We start from the raw sequence: 22,122 nt of genomic DNA on the forward strand, positions 1-22,122 counted from the left end.
AACATCTCGTTAAAGCTGGTAGCCGTAAGACTTGATAATCGCGGCCGCTTTCGCGCCTTTCAGGTACGCGGTAAAGGCCGCCGCCGCAGGGTTGTGTTCACCCGTCTTGAGAAGCAACCCATCCTGCTTGATCGGCGTGTGCAGCTCGGCCGGCACCCGCCAGGCCGAACCGCTGCTGAGCTGGCCGTCTTGGTACACCTGCGACAGGGCGACAAAGCCCAGCTCGGCGTTACCCGTGGCAATAAATTGGTGGGTCTGGGTGATGCTCTGCCCCTCGACCAGTTTGTCCTTAACCACCGCGCTCAGGCCCAGTTTTTCCAGCACTTCGCTGGCGGCCAGGCCATAGGGCGCAGCCTTGGGGTTAGCCATGGCCAGATGCTGGTACTGATTGGCCTTGAGCACAGCCGGGCTGCCGTCGAGATAACCCGGGGCGGCTGACCACAGCACCAGACTGCCGACCGCATAGGTGAAGCGCGTACCGCTGACGCCCAAACCCTCGCTGTCCAGCTTGGCCGGGGTGCTGGCATCGGCACTGAGGAACACCTCAAACGGCGCGCCATGCACAATCTGCGCGTACAGCTGACCAGTGGCACCAAACGAGGCAAGCACGTGGTGTCCGCTATCCCGTTCAAACTCGGCAGCAATCGCCTGCAACGGCGCGGTGAAGTTGGCGGCCACCGCCACCTGTACCTGCCCGGCCAAGGCGTGATTGCTCCACAGTCCGCCAGTGAGCAGCGCCAGCAGCACGGTTGATAGACGACGTTCCATACAATGTCGATCCGTTATGTTCAGGGATATATAGCGCTTTATACACTGTCACGCACACCCGTACTAAGACCGCGGCATCAATACATTGCTGGCTCACCGTTAACCAGGCCGAAAAGATCGGCGGCCGCGCCTTCGCACCGCCGCCGAAACGCCTTAGCTCAGACCGATTTCCACCCGCTCGCCCTGCAGGCGCACCGGCCAGGTGCGCAGTTGCTGCTGCGGATACTCCAGGCAGCTGCCGTCCTGCAGGCGGAAATGCTGCTTGTACAACGGCGCGGCAATCACCAGATCACCGGCGAGGTGGCCGATGATGCCGCGCCCGATCACGTTGGCACCGGACAGCGGATCGCGGTTATCAAGGGCGAACAGTTGCTTGTCGCTCGCCTCGTTGGGCAGATAGAACAGCGCCACTTGCGCACCGTCGACCCAGGCTACAACACCGGAGTTGGCCACCAGGTCGGCACGGCTACACACGGTGCGCCATTGCAGGTCTGCTGCCCCAATTACTGCTGCATTCGACTGGCTCATCAGACGACCTCCTCGAAGACGGGGATAAGTGACTGTTCATCGGCTCGCAGCGGCCGGCGCTGACCGCGCTCATCGACAAACTGGATATCCGGATCGCCGCGCTTGTCATTCACAAAGGTGCGGAAACGCTTGAGCTTCTCCGGGTCTTGCAGGGCGTTAGCCCATTCACACTCGTAGCGATCGACCACCAACTGCATCTGCGCTTCCAGCTCACTGGCGAGATTCAGGCTGTCATCGATAATCACCGCCTTGAGGTAATCCAGGCCGCCTTCCAGCGACTCGCGCCACACCGAGGTGCGTTGCAAACGGTCGGCGGTGCGCACGTAGAACATCAGGAAGCGGTCGATATAGCGCACCAGCGTGGCGTCATCGAGGTCGGTGGCGAACAGCTCTGCATGCCGTGGGCGCATACCGCCGTTACCGCTGACATACAGATTCCAGCCGTTCTCGGTGGCGATCACGCCAACGTCTTTGCTCTGCGCCTCGGCGCATTCGCGGGTGCAACCGCTGACCGCGAACTTGATCTTGTGCGGCGAGCGCAGGCCCTTGTAGCGGTTCTCCAACAGCAGCGCCATGGCCACGCTGTCTTGCACGCCATAACGGCACCAGGTGCTACCGACGCAGCTCTTCACTGTACGCAGCGATTTGCCGTAGGCGTGGCCAGTTTCAAAGCCGGCGGCAATCAGCTCGGCCCAGATGTCAGGCAGCTCGTGCAGCTGCGCGCCAAACAGGTCGATGCGCTGGCCGCCAGTGATCTTGGTGTAGAGGTCATATTTCTTCGCCACCGCACCGATGGCAATCAGCCCGTCCGGGGTCACCTCGCCACCGGGAATACGCGGCACCACCGAGTAGGTGCCGTTCTTCTGCATGTTGGCCATAAAGGTGTCGTTGGTGTCCTGCAGTGGCACCAGCAACGGGTCGCTGATTGAGCGGTTCCAGCACGAGGCGAGGATCGAACCCACCGCCGGCTTGCAAATGTCGCAGCCAACATGACCGCGACCATGCTTGGCCAGCAGCGCCTCAAAACTCTCGATGCCTTCCACCCGCACGATGCCGTACAGCTCCTGACGGGTGTAGGCGAAGTGCTCGCACAGGCTCTTGTCTACGACCACGCCGCGGGCGGTCAACTCGTGCTCGAAGACTTGCTTGAGCAACGCCGAGCAACCACCGCAACCGGTGGCGGCCTTGGTGCAGGCTTTCAGGCCGGCGAGGTCGCCGCAACCGCCGTCGATAGCTGAGCAGATCGCTCCCTTGCTGACGTTATGGCAGGAGCAGATGGTCGCAGTGTCCGGCAACGCATCGGCACCCAGGGTCGGCGCGCCTTCACCTTGCGGGAGGATCAGGCAGGACGGATCGGCCGGCAGCTGAATGCCGTTCTGCACGTACTGCAACAAGCTGTCGTAGTAGCTGTTGTCGCCCACCAGCACGGCGCCGATGGCCTGTTTGCCGTCGGCGGAGACCACCAGACGGCGATAGCTGGCGTTGGCTTCATCGATAAAACGGTAGCTGCGCGAGCCGGCGATGGCGCCATGGGCGTCACCGATGGAGCCGACGTCGACGCCGAGCAGCTTGAGTTTGGTCGACATGTCCGCGCCCATAAACGGCTCGCTGTCCTCACCGCTGAGTTGCGTGGCGACGCTGCGGGCCATCTGGTAGCCCGGCGCAACCAAGCCGAAGATGCCGCCGTTCCACGCCGCGCATTCACCGATGGCGAAGATGGCGGGGTCACTGGTGCGGCACTGGCTATCGATGGCCACACCGCCACGCGGGCCGAGCTCCAGGCCACACTGCTTGGCGATGGCGTCCTGCGGGCGGATGCCGGCGGAAAACACGATCAGGTCGGTTTCCAGGAACTCGTGTTTACCCTCAGCGTCAGCGGCGAAGTTCATCCGGTAGCGGTACTCGCTGCCGGCAGTGATCGACTGCGTGGCGCGCGACAGGTGCACGCTGACGCCCAGCGCTTCGATCTGCGCCTTCAGCGCCAGACCGCCGTGATCGTCCAACTGCACCGGCATCAGGCGTGGGGCGAACTCCACCACATGGGCTTCCAGGCCCAGCGATTTCAGTGCGTTGGCCGCTTCCAAGCCGAGCAAACCGCCGCCGACCACCACACCACGGCGCGCGTTATTCGCGGCGGCCTGAATGGTGTCGAGGTCGGCCAGGGTGCGGTAGACCAGACGCGAATCACCGGCCGCGCCCTCGATCGGCGGTACGAAGGGGTAAGAGCCGGTGGCCAGAACCAGTTGGTCGTAGGCGAAGCGGCCCTCGGCGGTGAGCACTTCACGGCGCTCGCGGTCGATCTCCAGCACGGCTGCGCCCAGATGCAGGGTTACGCCCGGCTGCTGATACAACTCGGCGGCGCTCAACGCCAGCGACTCGGCATCACGCCCGGTGAAGTACTCGGACAGATGCACACGGTCGTAAGCACGCAGGGGCTCTTCGCTGAATACATCCACGCGGTACTGCGCCAGCGCGCCACGCTCGATCAGTTGTTCGACGCAATGATGGCCAACCATACCGTTGCCAATGATGATCAGCCGTTGCTGGTCAGTGGAGGTCTCTGTGCTGTTCATGACGTTTCCCGGCCGAAGCTCATCAGGTTTTTCTGCGGCAATAAAAAAGGCGCCTGAAACCTTGCGGTTTCAGGCGCCTTTGCCTGTTCTATGCGGTGCCTGCGAGTGGCACCTGCTGCCCATTGCCTAATAAGGCTGCCGATCGCCGTTGATCGAATGGGTGGCCCGCATGTGGCGGGCTCGGGTAAGCGTATGCAGCGCTTGTGCCAGTTTGCGTACAGTGCGCTGTAGCCCGCCAAGCAGCGGGCTGTGACACACAAGAGGCCATGAACAGCGGTGCGATAAAGACCCAAAAAGAGGCAGCCTGCCGCACTACGCCCCATTATGAATCGCCCCGCGCAGCGCCTTCAGTACCCTGGGTAAATCCTTCAGGCCAAGCCCGGCGGGGGCTTCGGCGGCGAAAGGACAGACTGGCGCGTGCCTTGCTATAGCCCTCTACAGGTAATCAACGCCGATTGCCCATCCACGACAAAGACGCCGTGTCACTCCCGTTACGACGGAGGGTGCCATGGCGTTTTGCGTTTACGGTTCAGGAGAGTGGCGTGGCAAACAACAATGTTCGGAGTGTCTGTCCCTATTGCGGCGTTGGCTGCGGCATCGTCATGCAGGTGGAAAATGGCGCGGTGCGCAAAGTGCTCGGTGATAAGCAGCACCCGAGTAACTTCGGCCGGCTGTGCACCAAAGGCACCACCTGCGCCCAGGCCATCACCGCGCCAGGCCGGATGAGCCACGCCTACCTGCGCAGCGAGCGTGAGCGCGACCCCGGACAAATCGACATGAGCGCGGCCATCCACGCCACCGCCACTCGGCTGCGCGCCATCCTCGACGAACATGGCCAGGACGCCATCGCAATGTACGTCTCCGGGCAAATGTCGCTGGAGGCGCAGTACCTGGCCAACAAACTGCTGAAGGGCTTTATTGGCAGCAACCAGATCGAGTCCAACTCGCGCCTGTGCATGGCCAGCGCCGGCAGCGGCTACAAGTTATCGCTGGGCTCCGACGGCCCACCAGGCTCCTATGAGGACTTCGAGCGCGCCGAGGTGTTTTTCCTGATTGGCAGCAATATGGCCGACTGCCACCCGATCCTGTTTCTGCGCTTGCTGGATCGGCTCAAGGCCGGGGCCAAACTGATTGTGGTCGACCCACGGCGCAACGCCACGGCGGACAAGGCCGACCTGTTTCTGCAGATCAAACCGGGCAGTGACCTGCTGCTGCTCAACGGCCTGCTGCACCTGCTGCACAAAAATGGCCATACCGATCCGGCCTTTATTGCCCAGTTCACCGAAGGCTGGGAGGTCATGCCGGACTTTCTCGCCGAATACACCCCCGCCTATGTCGCCGCGCACACCGGTCTGAGCGAGGCGGACATTTGTCAGGCCGCGCAGTGGATCGGCACCGCCGGCGAATGGATGAGTTGCTGGACCATGGGCCTCAACCAGAGCACCCACGGCACCTGGAACACCAACGCGATCTGCAACCTGCACCTGGCCACCGGCAAGATCTGCCGCCCCGGCAGCGGGCCGTTTTCCCTCACCGGCCAACCCAACGCCATGGGCGGCCGCGAGATGGGTTACATGGGCCCCGGCTTGCCCGGCCAGCGCAGCGTGCTGGTGGAAGCAGACCGCGCCTTCGTCGAGGACATCTGGGGCCTACCCCACGGCACCCTGCACACCCGCGTGGGTGGCGGCAGCGTGGCGCTGTTCGAGGACATGGCGGCAGGCAAGGTCAAAGCCTGCTGGATCATCTGCACCAACCCGGTGGCGAGCATGGCCAACCGCGCCAGCGTGATCGCCGGGCTCAAGGCCGCTGAACTGGTGATCGCCCAGGACGCCTTTCTTGAGACCGAAACCAACCGCTATGCCGACATTCTCCTGCCCGGCGCGCTGTGGGCCGAAGCCGAAGGCGTGATGATCAATTCCGAACGCAACCTGACGCTGATGCCGCAAGCGGTCGAGCCGCCCGGCGAGGCCATGGCTGACTGGCGGATCATCGCCGAGGTGGCCTGCGCCATGGGTTTTGCCGAGGCCTTCAGCTACAGCTCAGCTGAGCAGGTGTTCGATGAGATCAAGCGCTTCCATAACCCCAAGACCGGTTATGACCTTCGCGGGGCCAGCTACCCGCGTCTACGCCAGACGCCCCTGCAGTGGCCCTGCCCAAGCGAGGACGCGGCAGAGCGTCAGCCACTTCGCTACCTCAACGACGGCCGCAGCCAAACCTTAATAACCCATGCCGACGGCAGCCAGCCGCGCATCGCCTTTGCCACGCCCAGCGGCAAGGCGCAGTTCTTTGCCCGCCCGCACCTGGATCCGGCGGAAATGCCCGATACCGACTACCCCTTTGTGCTCAATACCGGGCGCCTGCAGCACCAGTGGCACACGCTGACCAAGACCGGCAAGATCGCCACACTGAACAAGCTCAACCCCGGCCCGTTTATCGAGGTGCACCCGGCCGACGCCAAAGCCCTCGGCGTGGGTGAGCAGGACTCGTTGGAAATCCGCTCGCGTCGCGGCCATGCCGTGCTGCCGGTGCAAATCAGCGACCGCGTGCTGCCCGGCGGCTGCTTTGCGCCCTTTCACTGGAACGATGTCTACGGCGACAACCTGGCGATCAACGCCGTCACCAGCGATGCCGTCGACGCGATTTCGCAGCAGCCAGAGTTCAAGTTCTGCGCCGTCAGCCTGCGCCGGGTTGAGCTGATCGCCCACCAGCGTCTCGATAGCCCGGCCGGCGAAACCTCGCCAGCGAGCCAGGCACCACAGATGTCACGCCTCGCCGCCTGTGCTGAGTTACTCGGCGTCGACCTCGCCGCGCCACCGGCGCTGAGTGAACGCGAACGCACCTACATGGCCGGTTTTATCAGCGCGCTGCACAACAACCCGGATGGCGGCGTGCCCTGCCTGCCTGCCCACGCCCCAGTGGCCGATACCACCCGGCTGTGGCTGGACGGCATGCTCGCCGGCCTGTTCAGCCGCAGCGAGCCGCTTGCCACAGCGCCGGCTCAGGGCCAAGCCATCACGCTGCTGTGGGCCTCGCAGACTGGCAATGCAGAAGCATTAGCCGAACAATTTGCCAGCCATCTGGGCGCAGCCGGGTTCAGCGTGACGTTCAGCTGCATGGCCGATTATCCGCTGGAGCAGCTGGCCAGCGCCGGCTCCGTACTGTTGCTGAGCAGCACCTTTGGCGACGGCGAAGCGCCGGATAACGGCCACACCTTCTGGGAGGCATTACGGACCCATAACGCTCCACTGGAGAACCTGCGTTATGCCGTGCTGGCGCTCGGCGACTCCAGCTACGAACAGTTCTGCCAACACGGCAATAACCTCGACCGACGCCTGAGCGAACTGGGTGCCACACCATTACGCCCGTGCCTGAGCTGCGACAGTGACTTCGATGATGCCGCAGCTGCCTGGCTAACCGAGTTGCTGCCGCTGCTCAGCCCAGCAGCCGGCCAACAGCAGGCGCCGACCCCGCCGGCCCCTTCAGCGCAGCCCAGCAAAGCGCAGCCCCATGCCGCGCGCCTGGCCCTTAACCTGCGCCTGAACAGCCACGGGGCCAGCAAGGACACGCGCCTGCTCGCCCTGCAACTGGGCGAATCCGCTCTGCGTTATGAGGCTGGTGACGCGCTCGGCGTGTGGCCGCGCAATTGCCCGGAGCTGGTCGAGGAGGTGATCAAACTGGCGCGTCTGGACGGCGAACAACTGGTCAACGTGGCCAAGGTCGGTGAGCTGCCATTGCGCGAGGCACTGAGCCGCCACTACGAAATTGCAAAGCCGAGCAACGAAGCCTTGGCGCTGGTGGCGCAGCGCAGCGGTAACGCCGAGCTGCGCAGCCTGCTCGCTGAGCGCAAGGCTGAGCTGCAGGACTGGTTGTGGGGCCGGCAACTGGCCGACGTGCTGCAAGCCTGCCCAAGCGACTACAGCGCCGACGAACTGCTGGGCAGCCTCAAGCGCCTGCAACCACGGCTGTACTCCATCGCTTCCAGTTCCAAGGAATATGCCGACGAAGTGCACCTGACTGTGTCGGCGGTGCGCTATGGCAAGCGTAAGGGCGTGGCCTCGACCTTCCTCGCCGACCGCGTGGATAACGCCGAAGTGCCGGTATTTGTGCAGGCCAATAAACACTTTCGAGTGCCGCAAGACGGCGCTGTGCCAATCATCATGATCGGCCCCGGCACCGGCGTGGCGCCGTTTCGTGGCTTCCTGCAAGAACGCCGGGCGCGCGGTGATACCGGCAACAACTGGCTGTTCTTTGGCGAGCAGCACGCCGCCAGCGATTTCTATTACCGCGACGAGCTGACCGCGATGCAGCACGACGGCCTGCTGACCCACCTCAGCCTGGCCTTCTCCCGCGATCAGGCGCAGAAGATTTACGTGCAGCAGCGCATCCGCGAGCAGGGCGCCGAACTCTGGCGCTGGCTGCAGGACGGTGCCCAGGTGTATGTGTGTGGGGATGCCAGCCGGATGGCCAAGGACGTTGATCAGGCGTTGCGTGATGTCGCGCGCCAGCACGGCCACTTAAGCGAAGAGCAGGCCGCCGCGCATATTCGGCACTTGGCCGAACAAAAGCGCTACCTGCGCGATGTGTACTAGTCGGCCTGCGGTTAAACGGCCTCTCGTAGGGTGAGTTAGGCGCACGTTACCGATAGCGGTAGCCCCACAAGAACCGTTGCGCCGTAACCCACCATCGGCGCAACACGGGAGATTGCCTGGTGGTTACACGCTGCGCCACGGTGGCGGTGTCTAATCGCCCTGCGCTTGGCACCGCTAACCCACCCTACAACGCTCAAGCCTTACGCCAGACACTGGCCAACCAGGGCTGCTGCTCGCGCGGCAAACCCGCCGGGCGGTAGTAATGCTGCAACTCGCTGAAGCCGGCGGCCGTCAGCAGCACACGCCAGGTGGCCAGGTCGTAATAGGCGGCATAGCGATCGCCATTCCAGCCCTCCTGATTGTCGCCACGCGGGTTGGAACTGAACAACACCCCGCCCGGCTTGAGCGTGGCATGCAACTGCCTCAACACCCGTGGCAACTCCTGGCTGGGAATATGGAACAGCACGGCATTGGCAAACACCCCGTCGAAGCGCGCAGGCGGCAGATCGAGGGCGAGAAAGTCCTGCTGCCAGGCTTCGCAGCCGCTGTCGGTGCGCGCCATCTCGACAAAGCGCGCACAACCGTCCAGACCAACCGCCGTATGGCCCAGCGAGCTGAAAGTGCGCAGGTCACGCCCCGGACCACAGCCGAAATCAAGAATCTGGTAAGGAGCCGTCGCCTGGATGTGCGTCAGCAGAGCGGCGATATTCTGGCTGACATCGTGATCGCGGGTGCCAGCACGAAAGTCTTCCGCGCAATCCTGATAATGGCGCACCGTCAGCGCGCTGATCTGCACCAGTTCATCTGGGCTTAATCGCATGGCGCTAAGCCTCAGCCAGTAAGCGCCGCAACTCGGCCAGCACTGGCGCACTGGCGGGGCGCACATCACGCCACAGCGCGAAGGCTTCCGCCGCCTGCTCGACCAGCATGCCCAGGCCATCCAGGGTTTGCCGCGCGCCATGCTCAGCGGCCCAGCGGTTGAACGCGGTCTGCTCTTTGCCATACATCATGTCGTAGCAGACCGTGTGCTGTGCCTCGATCAGGCTTGGCGCAATCGGCGGCACATCACCCGCCAGGCTGGCCGAGGTGCCATTGATGATCAGGTCCACCGGCGCATCGATCCAGTCATAACCACTGGCGACCACTGGCCCCAGATCGGCGAATTCACGGGCCAGCTGTTCGGCTTTGGCCACGGTGCGGTTGGCGATCACCAGCGCGGCGGGTTGCTCGGCCAGCAACGGCTCCAGCACCCCGCGCACCGCGCCGCCCGCGCCCAACAGCAAGATGCGTTTGCCCTTGAGAGACACTGCGGCATTGACTGTCAGATCACGTACCAGGCCAGCGCCGTCGGTGTTGTCACCGTGCAGGCTGCCGTCGGCGAGCTTCTTCAAGGTATTCACCGCACCAGCACGCTGGGCGCGCGCGCTCAAACTATCGGCCAGGGCAAACGCCTGCTCCTTGAAGGGCACGGTGACATTCGCGCCCAGACCGCTGGCGAAGAATTCGCGGGCATAGCCAGGGAAGTCCTCCAGCGGCGCGAGCAAGGCCTCGTAGCTCAGCAGCTCACCGGATTGTTCGGCGAACAGACGATGAATCAGCGGCGACTTGCTGTGGCCGATGGGGTTGCCAAATACACCGTAACGGTCCATGGAGCATCCTTTGTATTGATCAATATGCTGCGTAGGTTGGGCGGCGAATACGTGCGCAACAGCGACGATGCTTTAACTCGCCGGGTAACCCGACATGACGTCAGCAGGCGCAACGCAGTGATGGGTTACGCCGCCGCCCAAACCGCGTGCCGACTGCAAGCACGGCTCGGCGGCTAACCCATCCTACGGTCTAGGGCGCCAGTGCCAGCCAGTCGCGGTCGGTCAGGTAGAAGTCGGTCAAGCGCGCTTCCTCGCTGCCCGGCTCGGGCTTCCAGTCGTAGCCCCAACGCACATGCGGCGGCAACGACATCAGGATCGACTCGGTACGCCCGCCGGACTGCAAACCAAACAGGGTGCCGCGGTCGAACACCAGGTTGAACTCGACATAGCGACCGCGGCGGAAGGCCTGAAATTCACGCTCGCGCTCACCGTAAGGGGTCAGCTTGCGACGCTGCACGATGGGCAAGTAGGCGGCCAAATAAGCATCGCCAATGGCGCGCATAAAGGCAAAGCTGGTGTCGAAGTCCCATTGATTCACATCGTCGAAGAACAGCCCGCCAATACCGCGCGGCTCGTCACGGTGCTTGAGGTAAAAATAGCGGTCACACCAGGCTTTGAACTTCGGGTACACCTCGGCACCGAAGGGCGCGCAGGCGTCATGAGCGACCTGGTGCCAATGCGCACAATCTTCTTCATTGCCGTAATAGGGCGTCAGGTCGAAACCGCCGCCGAACCACCACACCGGTTCTTCACCTTCCTTCTCGGCGCTGAAGAAGCGCACGTTGGCGTGAGACGTTGGCACGTAAGGGTTTTCCGGGTGCATCACCAACGACACGCCGAGGGCTTCAAAGCCGCGACCGGCCAATTCGGGTCGATGGGCGCTGGCCGACGGCGGCAGGCTGTCACCAAACACGTGGGAGAAATTTACCCCGCCTTTTTCGATCAGCGCGCCGTTCTCCATCACCCGCGTACGCCCACCGCCGCCAGCCGGGCGCTGCCAGGCATCTTCAAAGAATTCGGCACCGCCGTCTTCGGCTTGCAGGGCTGAACAAATACGGTCTTGCAGGTCCAGCAAATAGGCTTTGACGGCCTCAGTACGGTCACTCACGGCGGCACCTTGAAAGCAGGTAAAGCGGCTCAGCCACATAGGGACTGAGCGGCGAAATCGGCGGCAAGCATAACATTTGCACTCACCACCTCGCAGTTGACGCCAGTCAATGCAGACGATTGGATAGCGGCACTCTTGCGCCTGCACGTGCATGATCCAACTATTCAATCGTTGAGGAGCCCGACAATGCCCATGCGTATTCAATTTAGCCACCACGGTGGCCCCGAGGTACTCGACTACCTCGACTATCAGCCAGGCGCCCCCGGCCCCCATGAAGTGCGGGTGCAGAACCAGGCGATTGGCCTGAACTTTATCGACACCTATTTCCGCAGTGGCCTGTATGCACCACCCAGCCTGCCGGCCGGGCTGGGTACCGAAGGGGCGGGCATCGTCGAAGCCGTGGGCTCGGCCGTTAGTGGCTTTCAGGTCGGCGACCGGGTCGCATATGCCACCGGTCCATTGGGCGCGTACAGCGAACTGCATGTGTTGCCGGCCGACAAGCTGGTGAAACTGCCGGATGCGATCAGCTTCGAGCAGGCCGCAGCGGTGATGCTCAAGGGCCTGACCGTGCAGTACCTGCTACGGCAAACCTTTGCCCTGCAAGGCGGTGAAACCATTCTGTTTCATGCTGCCGCCGGCGGCGTCGGCTCGCTGGCCTGCCAATGGGCCAAGGCCCTGGGGGTCAAGCTAATCGGCACCGTCAGCTCCGCCGAAAAAGCCGCGCGCGCCAAAGCGCAGGGTGCCTGGGCAACCATCGACTACAGCCATGAGAACGTTGCCCAGCGCGTACTCGAACTAACTGACGGCAAGAAGTGCCCGGTGGTGTATGACGGCGTCGGCAAGGACACCTGGGAAACCTCGCTGGATTGCGTCGCCCCACGTGGTTTGCTGGTCAGCTTCGGTAATGCCTCTGGCGCAGTCAGCGGGGTCAACCTGGGCATCCTTGCGCAAAAGGGCTCGCTGTTCGTCACCCGGCCGACTCTGGCGGGCTACGCCGATACACCGACGCGCCTGCAAAGCATGGCCGACGAGCTGTTTGCGATGATCAGCAGCGGTCAGCTGCAGGTGGACATCAGCAACCGCTATGCCCTCAAGGATGCGGCGCTGGCGCAAACCGCCCTGAGCGCGCGGCAAACCACCGGCTCGACCATTCTGCTGCCGTAAAAATCCGTAGGGTGGGTTAGTGATGCTTCCACAAAACGTGCATCCCGTGAGGTGCCCGGGCATCGCGTAACCCACCATGCAGAGGCGCGGGCAGCCTTCAGGATGGCCTGATCACATCCCCAGTGATCAGGTCGCGGATCAGGCTGGGGTTCTTACGCCCGCCCAACGCGCCACCGAGCACCTGATCCAGTTGCCCAGGGAAGTACTGCTCGACGCGCAAACGACTACGCGCAGAGGGCCGTCCGGCCGGATTCGCCGAGGTCGAAACCAGCGGCCCGGTCAACCGGCAGAGGGCGCGTACCTGTGGATGATCACTGACGCGCAGGGCCACGCTGCTGAACTGACCGCTGATCCACTCGGGCAAACGGTTCTGATGCGGCACCAGCCAGGTATTCGGCCCCGGCCAGCTACCGGCCAGCCGCGCCAGCCAGATTTCCGGAAGGTCCTCAAGGAGAAAGTCGAACTGCTCGATATCCGCCGCCACCAGAATCAGCCCCTTGTGTACGGGCCGGTCCTTCAGCGCCAGTAAGCGTTCTACGGCTTCGTCATTCCAAGGGTCACAGCCCAGCCCCCATACCGCCTCAGTCGGATAGGCAATCACCCCGCCATTGCGCACGACCCGTGCGGCCTGTTGTATTTGCCAGTTGCTGACCATTGATTGCTCTCCGCTAAAGCCTGGCGGGCAGTGTATCCAAGCCAAGAGCCGGTACAAGGCCTGACGAACGAGAGTTCTCTACGGCGCTGCGTTAGTCAGCACGCAAACGCGGTGGCAGCAAAGTACCTAGCGAACCAGACGATCTGCGGTAACCCTTGAGCCGAATTTAAGGCGCACGGCCCACCCAATGGCCATTTTCACAGGCCACGCGGCCATCCAGCTCCAGTTCCGTTAGCGCGACCAGAACCTCGGCCAATGGCAAACCACTGGCCGCCACCAGCGCCTCACTGCTATGCGGCGCCGCATGCAGCAAGGCCAGTAAGGGATGACTGGACGGCTCAGGCTTGCACGAGGAGCTTGTGCGCGGCTGCACCTGCCAGCCGCGCAGGGCCTGCAAGATATCCTCAATACTTTCCACCAGCGTCGCGCCTTCACGGATCAGCTGATGACAACCGCGCGCACCAGGATGGTGAATTGATCCGGGGATCGCATACACCTCGCGGCCCTGCTCGGCGGCCAGGCGGGCAGTGATCAGCGAACCACTGGACGGGCTGGCTTCTACCACCAGCACGCCCACCGACAGGCCACTGATAATGCGGTTACGCCGCGGAAAATTGCTGGCATGCGGCGGGCAGTCCAAGGGGAACTCCGAGACCAACGCGCCACCCTGCGCCACGATATCCGTCGCCAGCTGCTTGTGCCGCGCCGGATACAGACACTGCAAACCAGTCCCAAGCACCGCCACCGTCTTGCCGTTTGCCTCCAGTGCGCCCTGATGCGCAGCGCCATCTATGCCCAACGCCAAGCCGCTGGTAACCACAAAGCCGCCACCGGCCAGGCTGCGGGCAAAACTCTGCGCAGTATCCAGACCCGGCCGCGAAGCACGCCGGCTGCCGACCATGGCCAGCTGCGGCTGCTCCAGTAGCGTCGGATCGCCATTCACAAACAGCAGCGGCGGTGCGTCCACCAGTTCGGCCAGCAAGCCGGGATAAATCGGCTCGTCCCACATCAGCAGGTGCTGCGTCTGGCCCTCCAGCCAGGCCAGACTGTGCGCGGCGCGCTCACGCACTGCCGCGCTGCGCCGCGCGTCACTGCACGCCTGTGGCAAACCCAGCGAACGCCAGGCGCTGGCGGGCGCGCTGAGTGCAGCAGACGCGCTGCCGAACGCACTGAGTAATTTGCGAAAACGCCGGGGGCCCAGCTCCGGCAGGCAGTGCAGGCGCAGACGGGCTTCAAGTTCGGCGGGGGAAATAGCGGAGGGTTGCGACATGCGGATCATCCTTGATCAGTCGCGCCGCATGGGCGGCCAGGGAAGGAGCGGCATAAAAAACCCCGCATTCGCGGGGCTTTCGGTGTTACGGGTTACGTACTTTGTCCATCAGCTCAAGCGAGCGTGAAGCACCCAATACCAGGCCATAACTGAGCTTGTCATAGGTACGGAACACCATCATCAATCCCGAACGCTCATCCGGGATTTTCACCGAATCACCGGTTATGCGGTCACGTACGGTTTCGCCCGTCTTGTAGATTGCCAACACATGGCCTTCTTTCAGACCATCGCGGACGCCCTTATTAATAGTCACCACGTCGAACTGACCAATCTGGGTCACGCCGCGCGGCACATCGAGGATCACCCCGTTGATCTCGCTTTCCGGCTCACTCGGCATAAAGGTCGAGTTGATCGCCCGCTCTTCGGTGGCGAACAAGCGGTCGCCAAGGCGTACTTCCTGGGTCGAACGGGTCAGCAGCATGGTGCCGACGTCGCCTTCCTCGGCGACAATTTGACCGGAGCCGATATCGTCGGCGTTGATCCCGAGGAATTCCTTGGTTTCAGGGTCTGTGTAGGTTTTGCCCTGACGGAAGATGCCATACGCTGGCGCTGATTCGTCAAAGACACCACGGGCATACACGCGATCACCAGCACCGCTGACCACGCGCTCGGCGTTGCCGGCAACGATATACGGCGCGCCCAAGAACTGCTCGGGCTTATCCACAATGCGGTTGCTCAGCAGGAAGCTGTTGATCGCCTCCAGCGGAATCGCCGGAATCGCCTCGGCCATCGGCGTACTGCGGATCTGCGGCGACAGCTTGATGGTGCCGCGCGACTCGCCGCGGTTAAGCATCAGTCGGGGCTGACCATCAACGTAGACCAGGCTAAGCAGGTCGCCCGGGTAGATCAGGTGAGGGTTTTCCACCTGTGGGTTGGCGTGCCAGATTTCTGGCCACTTCCACGGTTGGCTGAGGAATTTCCCGGAAATATCCCAGAGGGTATCGCCCTTGACCACAGTATAACGGTCTGGGTGACCGTCCTTGAGTTGCACGGCGGCCTGGGCCAAGCCACTTGCCGCAACTAGCAGCAGGGCGAGTAGTGATTTCCTCATGCGGTGAATCCCTTTATTATGTGCCTTCACGTGGAGCGCCCTAGCGCCGCGACAAAACCCAGTCGTGCTGCGGCGTGAAGCCGTTTTTCAATGCTGCTCATCATCTTAGCAGCGGATTTTGACTTTATTCCACAAGTGCATCACAAACGCATATGGCGATTCTAAATATCCTCGAGTTCCCCGATCCGCGCCTGCGCACCATCGCCAAGCCGGTGGACGTGGTCGACGACGCCTTGCGTCAGCTGATCGATGACATGTTTGAAACCATGTATGACGCGCCCGGCATTGGCCTGGCGGCCACCCAGGTCAACGTGCACAAACGCGTGGTGGTAATGGATCTGTCCGAAGACAAGTCCGAGCCGCGGGTGTTTATCAACCCCGAGTTCGAACCGCTGACCGAAGAAATGGATCAGTACCAAGAAGGCTGCTTGTCGGTGCCGGGCTTCTACGAGAACGTCGACCGCCCGCAAAAGGTCAAGATCAAGGCCTTGGACCGCGACGGCCAGCCCTACGAGCTGATCGCCGAAGGCCTACTGGCGGTGTGCATCCAGCACGAGTGCGACCACCTCAACGGCAAGCTGTTTGTCGATTACCTGTCTAATCTCAAACGCGACCGCATCAAGAAGAAGCTGGAAAAGCAACATCGCCAGCAGGCTTGAACCGCTCCATTACAAAGGCTTGCTGCGGCAAGCCTTTTTCTTTAGTGAGTCCCCATGACTGAAGCTCTGCGTATTGTTTTTGCCGGTACCCCGGAATTCGCCGCCGAACACCTCAAAGCCCTGCTCGACACGCCCCACCAGATCGTTGCGGTGTACAGCCAGCCAGACCGTCCGGCCGGTCGCGGGCAGAAACTCACGCCCAGCCCAGTCAAACAACTTGCCCTGCAACACGCCATCCCCGTGTACCAGCCGCAGACCCTGCGTGATCCGGCGGCGCAAGCCGAGCTGGCGGCGCTCAAGCCCGACCTGATGGTGGTGGTCGCCTATGGCCTGATCCTGCCGCAAGTGGTGCTCGATATCCCGCGCCTGGGTTGTATTAATAGTCATGCGTCCTTGTTGCCGCGCTGGCGCGGTGCCGCGCCGATTCAGCGGGCGGTCGAAGCCGGCGATGGCGAGTCGGGCGTCACCGTGATGCAAATGGAAGCGGGCCTGGACACCGGGCCGATGCTGCTGAAAGTCAGCACGCCTATCAGCGCTGACGACAGCGGCGGCAGCTTGCATGATCGCCTGGCTGCGCTCGGTCCACAGGCGGTGATTGACGCCATTAGCGGCCTGGCCGCGGGCTCGCTGCAAGGTCAGGTGCAGGACGACAGCCTGGCCACCTACGCGCACAAGCTCAACAAGGATGAGGCGCGGCTTGACTGGAGCCGCCCAGCCGTTGAATTAGAGCGCCTGGTACGGGCTTTCCACCCGTGGCCGATCTGCCACAGCACGCTAAACGGCGAAGCCCTTAAAGTGCATGCGGCGCAGCTGGGCGAGGGCAGTGGTGCGCCCGGGACCATACTTGCCGCCGATAAGTCCGGGCTGACCGTGGCCTGCGGTACTGGCGCGCTGCGCCTGACACGCCTGCAGCTGCCGGGCGGCAAAGCGCTGAATTTCAGTGACCTGTACAACAGCCGTCGCGAGCAGTTCGCTGTCGGCCTGGTGCTCGGCCAATGAACCCGCGTCTCGCCGCCGCCCGTGCCCTTGCCGTGGTACTCAATGGCAAAGCCTCTTTGGGCAGCAGCCTGCCGCCGTTGCTGGATAAGGTTGAGTTGCGCGATCGCGGCCTGACTCAGGACCTGGCCTTTGGCACCGCTCGCTGGCAGCCACGCTTGGCATTAATTGCCGAGCAGTTGCTGCAAAAACCGTTCAAGGCGGTCGACCGCGATGTTGAGGCGCTGCTGCTGATCGGCCTGTATCAGTTGTTCTACACCCGTATTCCAGCGCACGCGGCCATCGGCGAAACCGTGGCCTGTATCGACAAGCTGAAGAAGCCTTCGCTCAAAGGCCTGCTCAATGCCGTGCTGCGCAATGCCCAGCGTGACAGCGAAAGCATTATCGCCAGCCTGGACCGCGACCCGGTGTTGCACACTGCGCACCCGCGCTGGCTGCAGAAAGCCCTGAAAGCCCAGTGGCCGCAGCAGTGGCAAGCCATCTGCGCGGCGAATAACGCCCATCCGCCGCTGATTCTGCGGGTCAATCGCCGCCTTGGTGGCCGCGATGAATACCTGGCGGAACTGCGCCGCGTTGGTTTCGAAGCCGAGCCTTGTGCCTTTAGCCGCGACGGCATTCGCCTGCTGCAAGCCTGCGATGTCACCACGCTGCCAGGCTTTGCCGAAGGCCGCGTCAGCGTGCAGGACGAGGCGGCGCAACTGGCCGCCGAACTGCTCGACCTGGCGCCCGGCCAGCGCGTGCTCGACGCCTGCGCCGCCCCCGGTGGCAAGACCTGTCATTTGCTCGAAGCCGAACCAGCGCTGGCTGGCGTGGTCGCGGTGGATCTGGAAGAAAAGCGTCTGGTACGGGTGCGCGAGAACCTCAAGCGCCTGAACCTGGAAGCCGAGCTGATCGCCGCCGACGGCCGTGATCTGGCCGCCTGGTGGGACGGCAAGCCGTTCCAGCGCATCCTCCTCGACGCACCGTGCTCGGCCACCGGAGTTATCCGCCGTCACCCCGACATCAAACTGACCCGCCAGCCCGACGACATTGCCGCGCTGGCGCAGCTGCAGGGCGAATTGCTCGACGCGCTGTGGCAAACCCTGGAAGTCGGCGGCATCCTGCTCTACGCCACCTGCTCGGTGATGCCGGCGGAGAACAGCGAGAACATCGCCGCCTTCCTCGCCCGCACCCCTGGTGCTCGTGAGCTGGATATTGCCGGGACGTTCGGTCACAAGACCGCCCACGGTCGCCAGCTATTCCCGCAAGTAGACGGCCATGATGGCTTCTACTATGCCAAGCTGATGAAAATCGCTGCCGCCCCACGCGGCTGAGGAACAGACTGCATGAAGATCATCATTCTCGGTGCAGGCCAAGTAGGCGGCACGCTGGCGGAACACCTGGCCAGCGAAGCCAACGACATCACCGTGGTCGACACTGACGGCGAGCGCCTGCGTGACCTCGGCGACCGCCTGGATATCCGCACGGTGCAAGGCCGCGGCTCGTTCCCAACGGTGCTGCGCCAGGCCGGCGCGGACGATGCCGACATGCTGGTGGCGGTGACCAACAGCGACGAGATCAACATGATCGCCTGCCAGGTGGCCTACAGCCTGTTCCACACCCCGACCAAAATTGCCCGGGTGCGCGAAGCGGCTTACCTGACCCGCAGTGGCCTGTTCTGCAACGAGTCGATTCCGGTCGACGTGCTGATCAGCCCCGAGCAGGTGGTGACCAATTACATCAAGCGCCTGATCGAATACCCGGGGGCGCTGCAGGTCATCGACTTTGCCGATGGCAAGGCTCAGCTGGTGGCGGTCAAGGCCTACTACGGCGGGCCACTGGTCGGTCAGCAACTGCGCCAGTTGCGCGAACACATGCCGAATGTCGACACCCGCGTGGCGGCGATCTTCCGCCGCAACCGGGCGATCATGCCCAAGGGCGACACGGTGATCGAAGCCGATGACGAAGTGTTCTTTATCGCCGCCAAAGCCCATATCCGCGCGGTGATGAGCGAAATGCGCCGCATGGAAGACAGCTACAAAAAGATCGTCATCGCCGGTGGCGGGCATATCGGCGAGCGCCTGGCCGAAGCCATCGAGAGCCGCTATCAGGTGAAGATCATCGAGATGAACCCGGCGCGTTGCCGCTACCTCTCGGAAACCCTCGACAGCACCATCGTGCTGCAGGGCAGCGCCTCGGATCGCGACTTGCTGGTGGAAGAAAACATCAGCGACGCCGACCTGTTCCTGGCGCTGACCAACGATGACGAAGCCAACATCATGTCGTCCTTGCTGGCCAAGCGCCTCGGCGCGCGCAAGGTGATGACCATTATCAACAACCCGGCCTATGTTGATCTGGTTCAGGGCGGCGAAATCGACATCGCCATCAGCCCGCAAATGGCCACCATCGGCACCCTGCTGACCCACGTGCGCCGGGGCGATATCGAAAGCGTGCATTCCCTGCGCCGCGGGGCTGCCGAGGCCATCGAAGCGATCGCCCACGGCGATTCTAAATCGAGCAAAGTAGTCGGCCGCGCGATCAAAGACATCGACTTGCCGCCCGGCGGCACCATCGGCGCGATCATCCGCAACGAAGAAGTGCTGATTGCCCATGACGCCACGGTGATCCAGTCCGGCGACCACGTGATCCTGTTCCTGGTCGACAAAAAATACATTCGTGATGCCGAGCGGTTGTTCCAGGTCGGCCTGACCTTCTTCTAAGAAGCGGTCTCGGATCGGCTGCGCGTCGGCGATACTGCGTTAGAAATGGCCTCGCTCTAGCTCGCGAGATCCGAAACAGGTTCTAAACGGTAAAGGGAGTATTCGATGAGCACTGAAGCCCTGGAAAAAATGCTCGCCAAAGGCGTGGATAACGCCCTGCTGCGCTTCGGCCTGGGCAAGGGTTATCTGGATGCAGAGGATTTTTCACTGGCGGCGCAGCACCTGCAGCGCTGCGTGCAGTTCGACCCGCAGTATTCCGCCGCCTGGAAGCTACTCGGCCAGGCGCTGAATAAGCAGGGCTTGAGCGACGAGGCGCGGGCGGCCTGGACGCTCGGCCTGCAGGCGGCAGAAGCGAAGGGTGACAAACAGGCAGGCAAGGAAATCAGCGTGTTTCTCAAGCGCCTGGATAAGCGCCCGCACTAGTCGTCTTGGCTTGCAACGGGCGCTTCAGGGTGCAAAAAGCGCAGGCCTACACCCACGAGCTCAACACGCACCACTTCCAGGCTCAGAATGGGCGCCTCCATGGGCAGGCCCTGTACCTGCCCTTGCACCTGCTCACCCACGCTGAGCATATTCTGCGCCTGGTCCATCAGCACATAGACGCCGCATTCGGAAATATCCCGAGTGGTCACCAGCAGTTCGCCGTGCACCGGATGGTCAATGCGCAGACGCATCTTGAGAGGGGTGCGGACATTCTTTCGACTGTTACTCATAGGGTGCCCGTCAGAATTATTTGGCCCAGCCTAGTCGAGAGCGGGTCTGGCTCGCAAGCGCTTGCATCAGTACCACTTAGCCTCACCGGCCGGGCGTTTTTTAAAGCGTTTCATGCTCCACATATACTGGCTCGGGTAGCGGCGTACATACCGCTCAATGACCGTGCTCATCGCCGCCACGGCGGTGGCCGTGTCGCTGCTGTACATCTCTTCCGGCGCCGCTTCCAGGATGACCTTAAAGCCTGAACCGTCCGGCAGACGCAGCGCATGCAGAAACACGCCGCAGGCTTTGCCGCCACTCAGCATGCCCGCGACGAACTTGCTGGTCAGCGCCTCGGTGCCGAGAAAGGGTACAAATACCCCGGAAGACAGGCTTGGCTCTGGGTCGGCCGGGATGCCCACTGCACCGCCTTTACGCACTTCCTTGATCACGCTGAGAATGCCTTCCTTGGTCGACGGCGCGACGCGGTTACCCAGTTGCACGCGCTGTTGACGGAGCAGTTCATCGACGGCCTTAAGCTTCGGCGGGCGGTAGAAAATGATCGGTTTGCACTGCGCACAATAGAAGTGGTTGAGCACTTCCCAGTTGCCCAGATGGCTGGTGATACCGACCACCCCTTTGCCGCTGGCCAAGGCCTGCTGCAGCACCTCCAGACCTTCGACTTCACGCACCAGGCCAATGGATTTCTGCGCCGGCCAGATCCAGGCGCAGGCGCTTTCAGTCAGGGTTCTGCCGATATCCATCAATGACTGACCCAGCAGGCGCTGGTGCGCGGCCTCGTCCAACTCGGGGAAGCACTTGCGCAGGTTGATGCTGGCCACCTCGCGTGAGCCATTGGGCAGCTTCCACATCAGCCAACCAATCGCCGCCCCCACCGCTTGCACGGCGCGCCACGGCAGTAACGCGAACAAGCGCAGAAAACCCACCACCAGGGCACCTTTGAGCGTTTCCACAGGCAACTCCAGCCAATCAAAAGGGGCTTATTGTACCCGGCCACGCCGCTCGGTGTTCAGTCGCGCCGCAATGCCGCATAGCGATCACAGTCGCTGGTGTGGTCCATCACCATGCCGGCGGCCTGCATATAGGCATAGCAGATGGTCGGGCCGACAAAAGTGAAACCGGCCTGCTTCAGTGCCTTGCTCATGGCCTCGGCTTCGGCTGTCACGGCGGGCACCTGAGCGCGTTCGCTGAAGTGATTGATCTTCGGCTGGCCACCGACAAACGACCAAAGCAGCGCCACCGGGTCCTCCAGTTTTAGCCAGGCCTGGGCATTCTGCCGCGCGGCTTTGAGCTTGAGGCGATTGCGGATAATCCCGGCATCCTGCATCAGGGTGTTGTCGATGTACTCATCGCTGAGCGCCGCCAAACGCTGCAGATCAAAGCCAAACAGCACCTCGCGGTAGCGCTCACGCTTCTTTAGCACGGTGATCCACGACAGGCCGGCCTGAAAGCCCTCCAGCAAGAGCAATTCGAACAGCGCCTGCGGGTCGCGCTGCGGCACGCCCCACTCGTGGTCGTGATAGGCGATATACAGAGGATCGTCGGTGCACCAAAAACAGCGCGGCATGCTGGGTTTCCTTGGGTCTCAGGGCTTCATCACGCGTCGATCGAAGCGGCAACAGCCCCTCAGCTTCGGTAT

19 protein-coding genes are annotated in these 22,122 nt (G+C 62.7%); 7 read left to right on the forward strand and 12 right to left on the reverse strand.

Features of this window, described 5'->3' with window-relative positions; translation table 11 throughout:
- Positions 1-9: 9 nt before the first annotated feature.
- From modA to nirB, 3 genes are all read right to left on the reverse strand, one after another.
- Entirely contained in the window at positions 10-768 is a 759-nt protein-coding gene (modA, locus tag Q0V31_RS05765) for a molybdate ABC transporter substrate-binding protein (protein ID WP_298185501.1), read from the reverse strand.
- A gap of 153 nt (positions 769-921) precedes the next feature.
- Positions 922-1,296, reverse strand: a complete 375-nt coding sequence (nirD, locus tag Q0V31_RS05770) for a nitrite reductase small subunit NirD (protein WP_298185504.1) — start codon at positions 1,294-1,296, stop codon at positions 922-924.
- Positions 1,296-3,869 carry a nitrite reductase large subunit NirB gene (gene nirB / locus Q0V31_RS05775; RefSeq protein WP_298185506.1) on the reverse strand — a complete coding sequence of 858 codons (2,574 nt, stop codon included), beginning with the start codon at positions 3,867-3,869 and terminating at the stop codon, positions 1,296-1,298. The genes nirD and nirB overlap by 1 nt, the downstream gene beginning before the upstream one ends.
- Positions 3,870-4,411: 542 nt before the next feature.
- On the opposite strand from nirB, the gene Q0V31_RS05780 reads away from it, so the two are divergent.
- Positions 4,412-8,458, forward strand: coding sequence for a bifunctional nitrate reductase/sulfite reductase flavoprotein subunit alpha (locus Q0V31_RS05780; protein ID WP_298185509.1), 4,047 nt, complete (start codon positions 4,412-4,414; stop codon positions 8,456-8,458).
- Between the two features lie 193 nt (positions 8,459-8,651).
- On the opposite strand, the gene Q0V31_RS05785 is transcribed toward Q0V31_RS05780, so the two are convergent.
- The 3 genes from Q0V31_RS05785 to hemF form a co-directional block, all read right to left on the reverse strand.
- Positions 8,652-9,278, reverse strand: a complete 627-nt coding sequence (locus Q0V31_RS05785) for a class I SAM-dependent methyltransferase (protein WP_298185512.1) — start codon at positions 9,276-9,278, stop codon at positions 8,652-8,654.
- Positions 9,279-9,282: 4 nt separating this feature from the next.
- Positions 9,283-10,107 carry a shikimate dehydrogenase gene (gene aroE / locus Q0V31_RS05790; protein ID WP_298185514.1) on the reverse strand — a complete coding sequence of 275 codons (825 nt, stop codon included), beginning with the start codon at positions 10,105-10,107 and terminating at the stop codon, positions 9,283-9,285.
- A gap of 190 nt (positions 10,108-10,297) precedes the next feature.
- The gene (hemF, locus tag Q0V31_RS05795) at positions 10,298-11,215 is read right to left on the reverse strand and encodes an oxygen-dependent coproporphyrinogen oxidase (RefSeq protein WP_298185517.1); all 918 of its coding nucleotides are present in this window, start codon (positions 11,213-11,215) and stop codon (positions 10,298-10,300) included.
- Positions 11,216-11,401: 186 nt separating this feature from the next.
- On the opposite strand from hemF, the gene Q0V31_RS05800 reads away from it, so the two are divergent.
- Positions 11,402-12,379: an NADPH:quinone reductase gene (locus Q0V31_RS05800; RefSeq protein ID WP_298185520.1), complete on the forward strand. Its 978-nt coding sequence runs from the start codon at positions 11,402-11,404 to the stop codon at positions 12,377-12,379.
- A 97-nt stretch (positions 12,380-12,476) separates the two neighbouring features.
- Here the strand turns inward: Q0V31_RS05800 and Q0V31_RS05805 are convergent, their stop codons facing one another.
- The 3 genes from Q0V31_RS05805 to Q0V31_RS05815 all read right to left on the reverse strand — a co-directional run bounded on the left by Q0V31_RS05805 (position 12,477) and on the right by Q0V31_RS05815 (position 15,415).
- On the reverse strand, positions 12,477-13,034 hold the full coding sequence (locus tag Q0V31_RS05805) for an L-threonylcarbamoyladenylate synthase (RefSeq protein ID WP_298185523.1): 558 nt from the start codon (positions 13,032-13,034) through the stop codon (positions 12,477-12,479).
- Positions 13,035-13,200: 166 nt separating this feature from the next.
- Positions 13,201-14,304 (reverse strand): DNA-processing protein DprA, encoded by a 1,104-nt coding sequence (gene dprA, locus Q0V31_RS05810; protein ID WP_298185526.1) that lies wholly within the window; start codon positions 14,302-14,304, stop codon positions 13,201-13,203.
- A gap of 85 nt (positions 14,305-14,389) precedes the next feature.
- Positions 14,390-15,415 (reverse strand): LysM peptidoglycan-binding domain-containing protein, encoded by a 1,026-nt coding sequence (locus Q0V31_RS05815; protein ID WP_298185528.1) that lies wholly within the window; start codon positions 15,413-15,415, stop codon positions 14,390-14,392.
- Positions 15,416-15,567: 152 nt separating this feature from the next.
- On the opposite strand from Q0V31_RS05815, the gene def reads away from it, so the two are divergent.
- The 5 genes from def (at position 15,568) to Q0V31_RS05840 (ending at position 20,192) form a co-directional block, all read left to right on the forward strand.
- Positions 15,568-16,074, forward strand: coding sequence for a peptide deformylase (gene def, locus Q0V31_RS05820; protein ID WP_170050285.1), 507 nt, complete (start codon positions 15,568-15,570; stop codon positions 16,072-16,074).
- A 54-nt stretch (positions 16,075-16,128) separates the two neighbouring features.
- The gene (gene fmt, locus Q0V31_RS05825; protein ID WP_298185531.1) at positions 16,129-17,073 is read left to right on the forward strand and encodes a methionyl-tRNA formyltransferase; all 945 of its coding nucleotides are present in this window, start codon (positions 16,129-16,131) and stop codon (positions 17,071-17,073) included.
- Positions 17,070-18,383: a 16S rRNA (cytosine(967)-C(5))-methyltransferase RsmB gene (rsmB, locus tag Q0V31_RS05830; RefSeq protein ID WP_298185534.1), complete on the forward strand. Its 1,314-nt coding sequence runs from the start codon at positions 17,070-17,072 to the stop codon at positions 18,381-18,383. The genes fmt and rsmB overlap by 4 nt, the downstream gene beginning before the upstream one ends.
- Before the next feature lie 12 nt (positions 18,384-18,395).
- Positions 18,396-19,769: a Trk system potassium transporter TrkA gene (gene trkA / locus Q0V31_RS05835; RefSeq protein WP_298185538.1), complete on the forward strand. Its 1,374-nt coding sequence runs from the start codon at positions 18,396-18,398 to the stop codon at positions 19,767-19,769.
- Positions 19,770-19,874: 105 nt separating this feature from the next.
- Positions 19,875-20,192 carry a tetratricopeptide repeat protein gene (locus Q0V31_RS05840; RefSeq protein WP_298185540.1) on the forward strand — a complete coding sequence of 106 codons (318 nt, stop codon included), beginning with the start codon at positions 19,875-19,877 and terminating at the stop codon, positions 20,190-20,192.
- Here the strand turns inward: Q0V31_RS05840 and Q0V31_RS05845 are convergent.
- The 3 genes from Q0V31_RS05845 to Q0V31_RS05855 all read right to left on the reverse strand — a co-directional run bounded on the left by Q0V31_RS05845 (position 20,189) and on the right by Q0V31_RS05855 (position 22,050).
- Positions 20,189-20,482: a PilZ domain-containing protein gene (locus Q0V31_RS05845; RefSeq protein WP_298185543.1), complete on the reverse strand. Its 294-nt coding sequence runs from the start codon at positions 20,480-20,482 to the stop codon at positions 20,189-20,191. The two genes, Q0V31_RS05840 and Q0V31_RS05845, sit on opposite strands and share 4 nt — an antisense overlap.
- 66 nt (positions 20,483-20,548) lie before the next feature.
- Entirely contained in the window at positions 20,549-21,436 is an 888-nt protein-coding gene (locus Q0V31_RS05850; protein ID WP_298185545.1) for a lysophospholipid acyltransferase, read from the reverse strand.
- 56 nt (positions 21,437-21,492) lie between these two features.
- Positions 21,493-22,050 (reverse strand): DNA-3-methyladenine glycosylase I, encoded by a 558-nt coding sequence (locus tag Q0V31_RS05855; RefSeq protein WP_298185548.1) that lies wholly within the window; start codon positions 22,048-22,050, stop codon positions 21,493-21,495.
- Positions 22,051-22,122: the final 72 nt, after the last annotated feature.

It is taken from the genome of uncultured Pseudomonas sp. (assembly GCF_943846705.1).
In the GTDB taxonomy this organism is placed as follows: Bacteria; Pseudomonadota; Gammaproteobacteria; order Pseudomonadales; family Pseudomonadaceae; genus Aquipseudomonas.

Coding starts and splice junctions, on each gene's coding strand:
- nirB (WP_298185506.1), bottom strand. CDS start 3,869: ATGAACAGCACAGAGACCTCCACTGACCAGCAACGGCTGATCATCATT.
- Q0V31_RS05785 (WP_298185512.1), bottom strand. CDS start 9,278: ATGCGATTAAGCCCAGATGAACTGGTGCAGATCAGCGCGCTGACGGTG.
- def (WP_170050285.1), top strand. CDS start 15,568: ATGGCGATTCTAAATATCCTCGAGTTCCCCGATCCGCGCCTGCGCACC.
- Q0V31_RS05805 (WP_298185523.1), bottom strand. CDS start 13,034: ATGGTCAGCAACTGGCAAATACAACAGGCCGCACGGGTCGTGCGCAAT.
- nirD (WP_298185504.1), bottom strand. CDS start 1,296: ATGAGCCAGTCGAATGCAGCAGTAATTGGGGCAGCAGACCTGCAATGG.
- fmt (WP_298185531.1), top strand. CDS start 16,129: ATGACTGAAGCTCTGCGTATTGTTTTTGCCGGTACCCCGGAATTCGCC.
- rsmB (WP_298185534.1), top strand. CDS start 17,070: ATGAACCCGCGTCTCGCCGCCGCCCGTGCCCTTGCCGTGGTACTCAAT.
- aroE (WP_298185514.1), bottom strand. CDS start 10,107: ATGGACCGTTACGGTGTATTTGGCAACCCCATCGGCCACAGCAAGTCG.
- Q0V31_RS05845 (WP_298185543.1), bottom strand. CDS start 20,482: ATGAGTAACAGTCGAAAGAATGTCCGCACCCCTCTCAAGATGCGTCTG.
- dprA (WP_298185526.1), bottom strand. CDS start 14,304: ATGTCGCAACCCTCCGCTATTTCCCCCGCCGAACTTGAAGCCCGTCTG.
- Q0V31_RS05855 (WP_298185548.1), bottom strand. CDS start 22,050: ATGCCGCGCTGTTTTTGGTGCACCGACGATCCTCTGTATATCGCCTAT.
- modA (WP_298185501.1), bottom strand. CDS start 768: ATGGAACGTCGTCTATCAACCGTGCTGCTGGCGCTGCTCACTGGCGGA.
- Q0V31_RS05800 (WP_298185520.1), top strand. CDS start 11,402: ATGCCCATGCGTATTCAATTTAGCCACCACGGTGGCCCCGAGGTACTC.
- Q0V31_RS05815 (WP_298185528.1), bottom strand. CDS start 15,415: ATGAGGAAATCACTACTCGCCCTGCTGCTAGTTGCGGCAAGTGGCTTG.
- trkA (WP_298185538.1), top strand. CDS start 18,396: ATGAAGATCATCATTCTCGGTGCAGGCCAAGTAGGCGGCACGCTGGCG.
- Q0V31_RS05840 (WP_298185540.1), top strand. CDS start 19,875: ATGAGCACTGAAGCCCTGGAAAAAATGCTCGCCAAAGGCGTGGATAAC.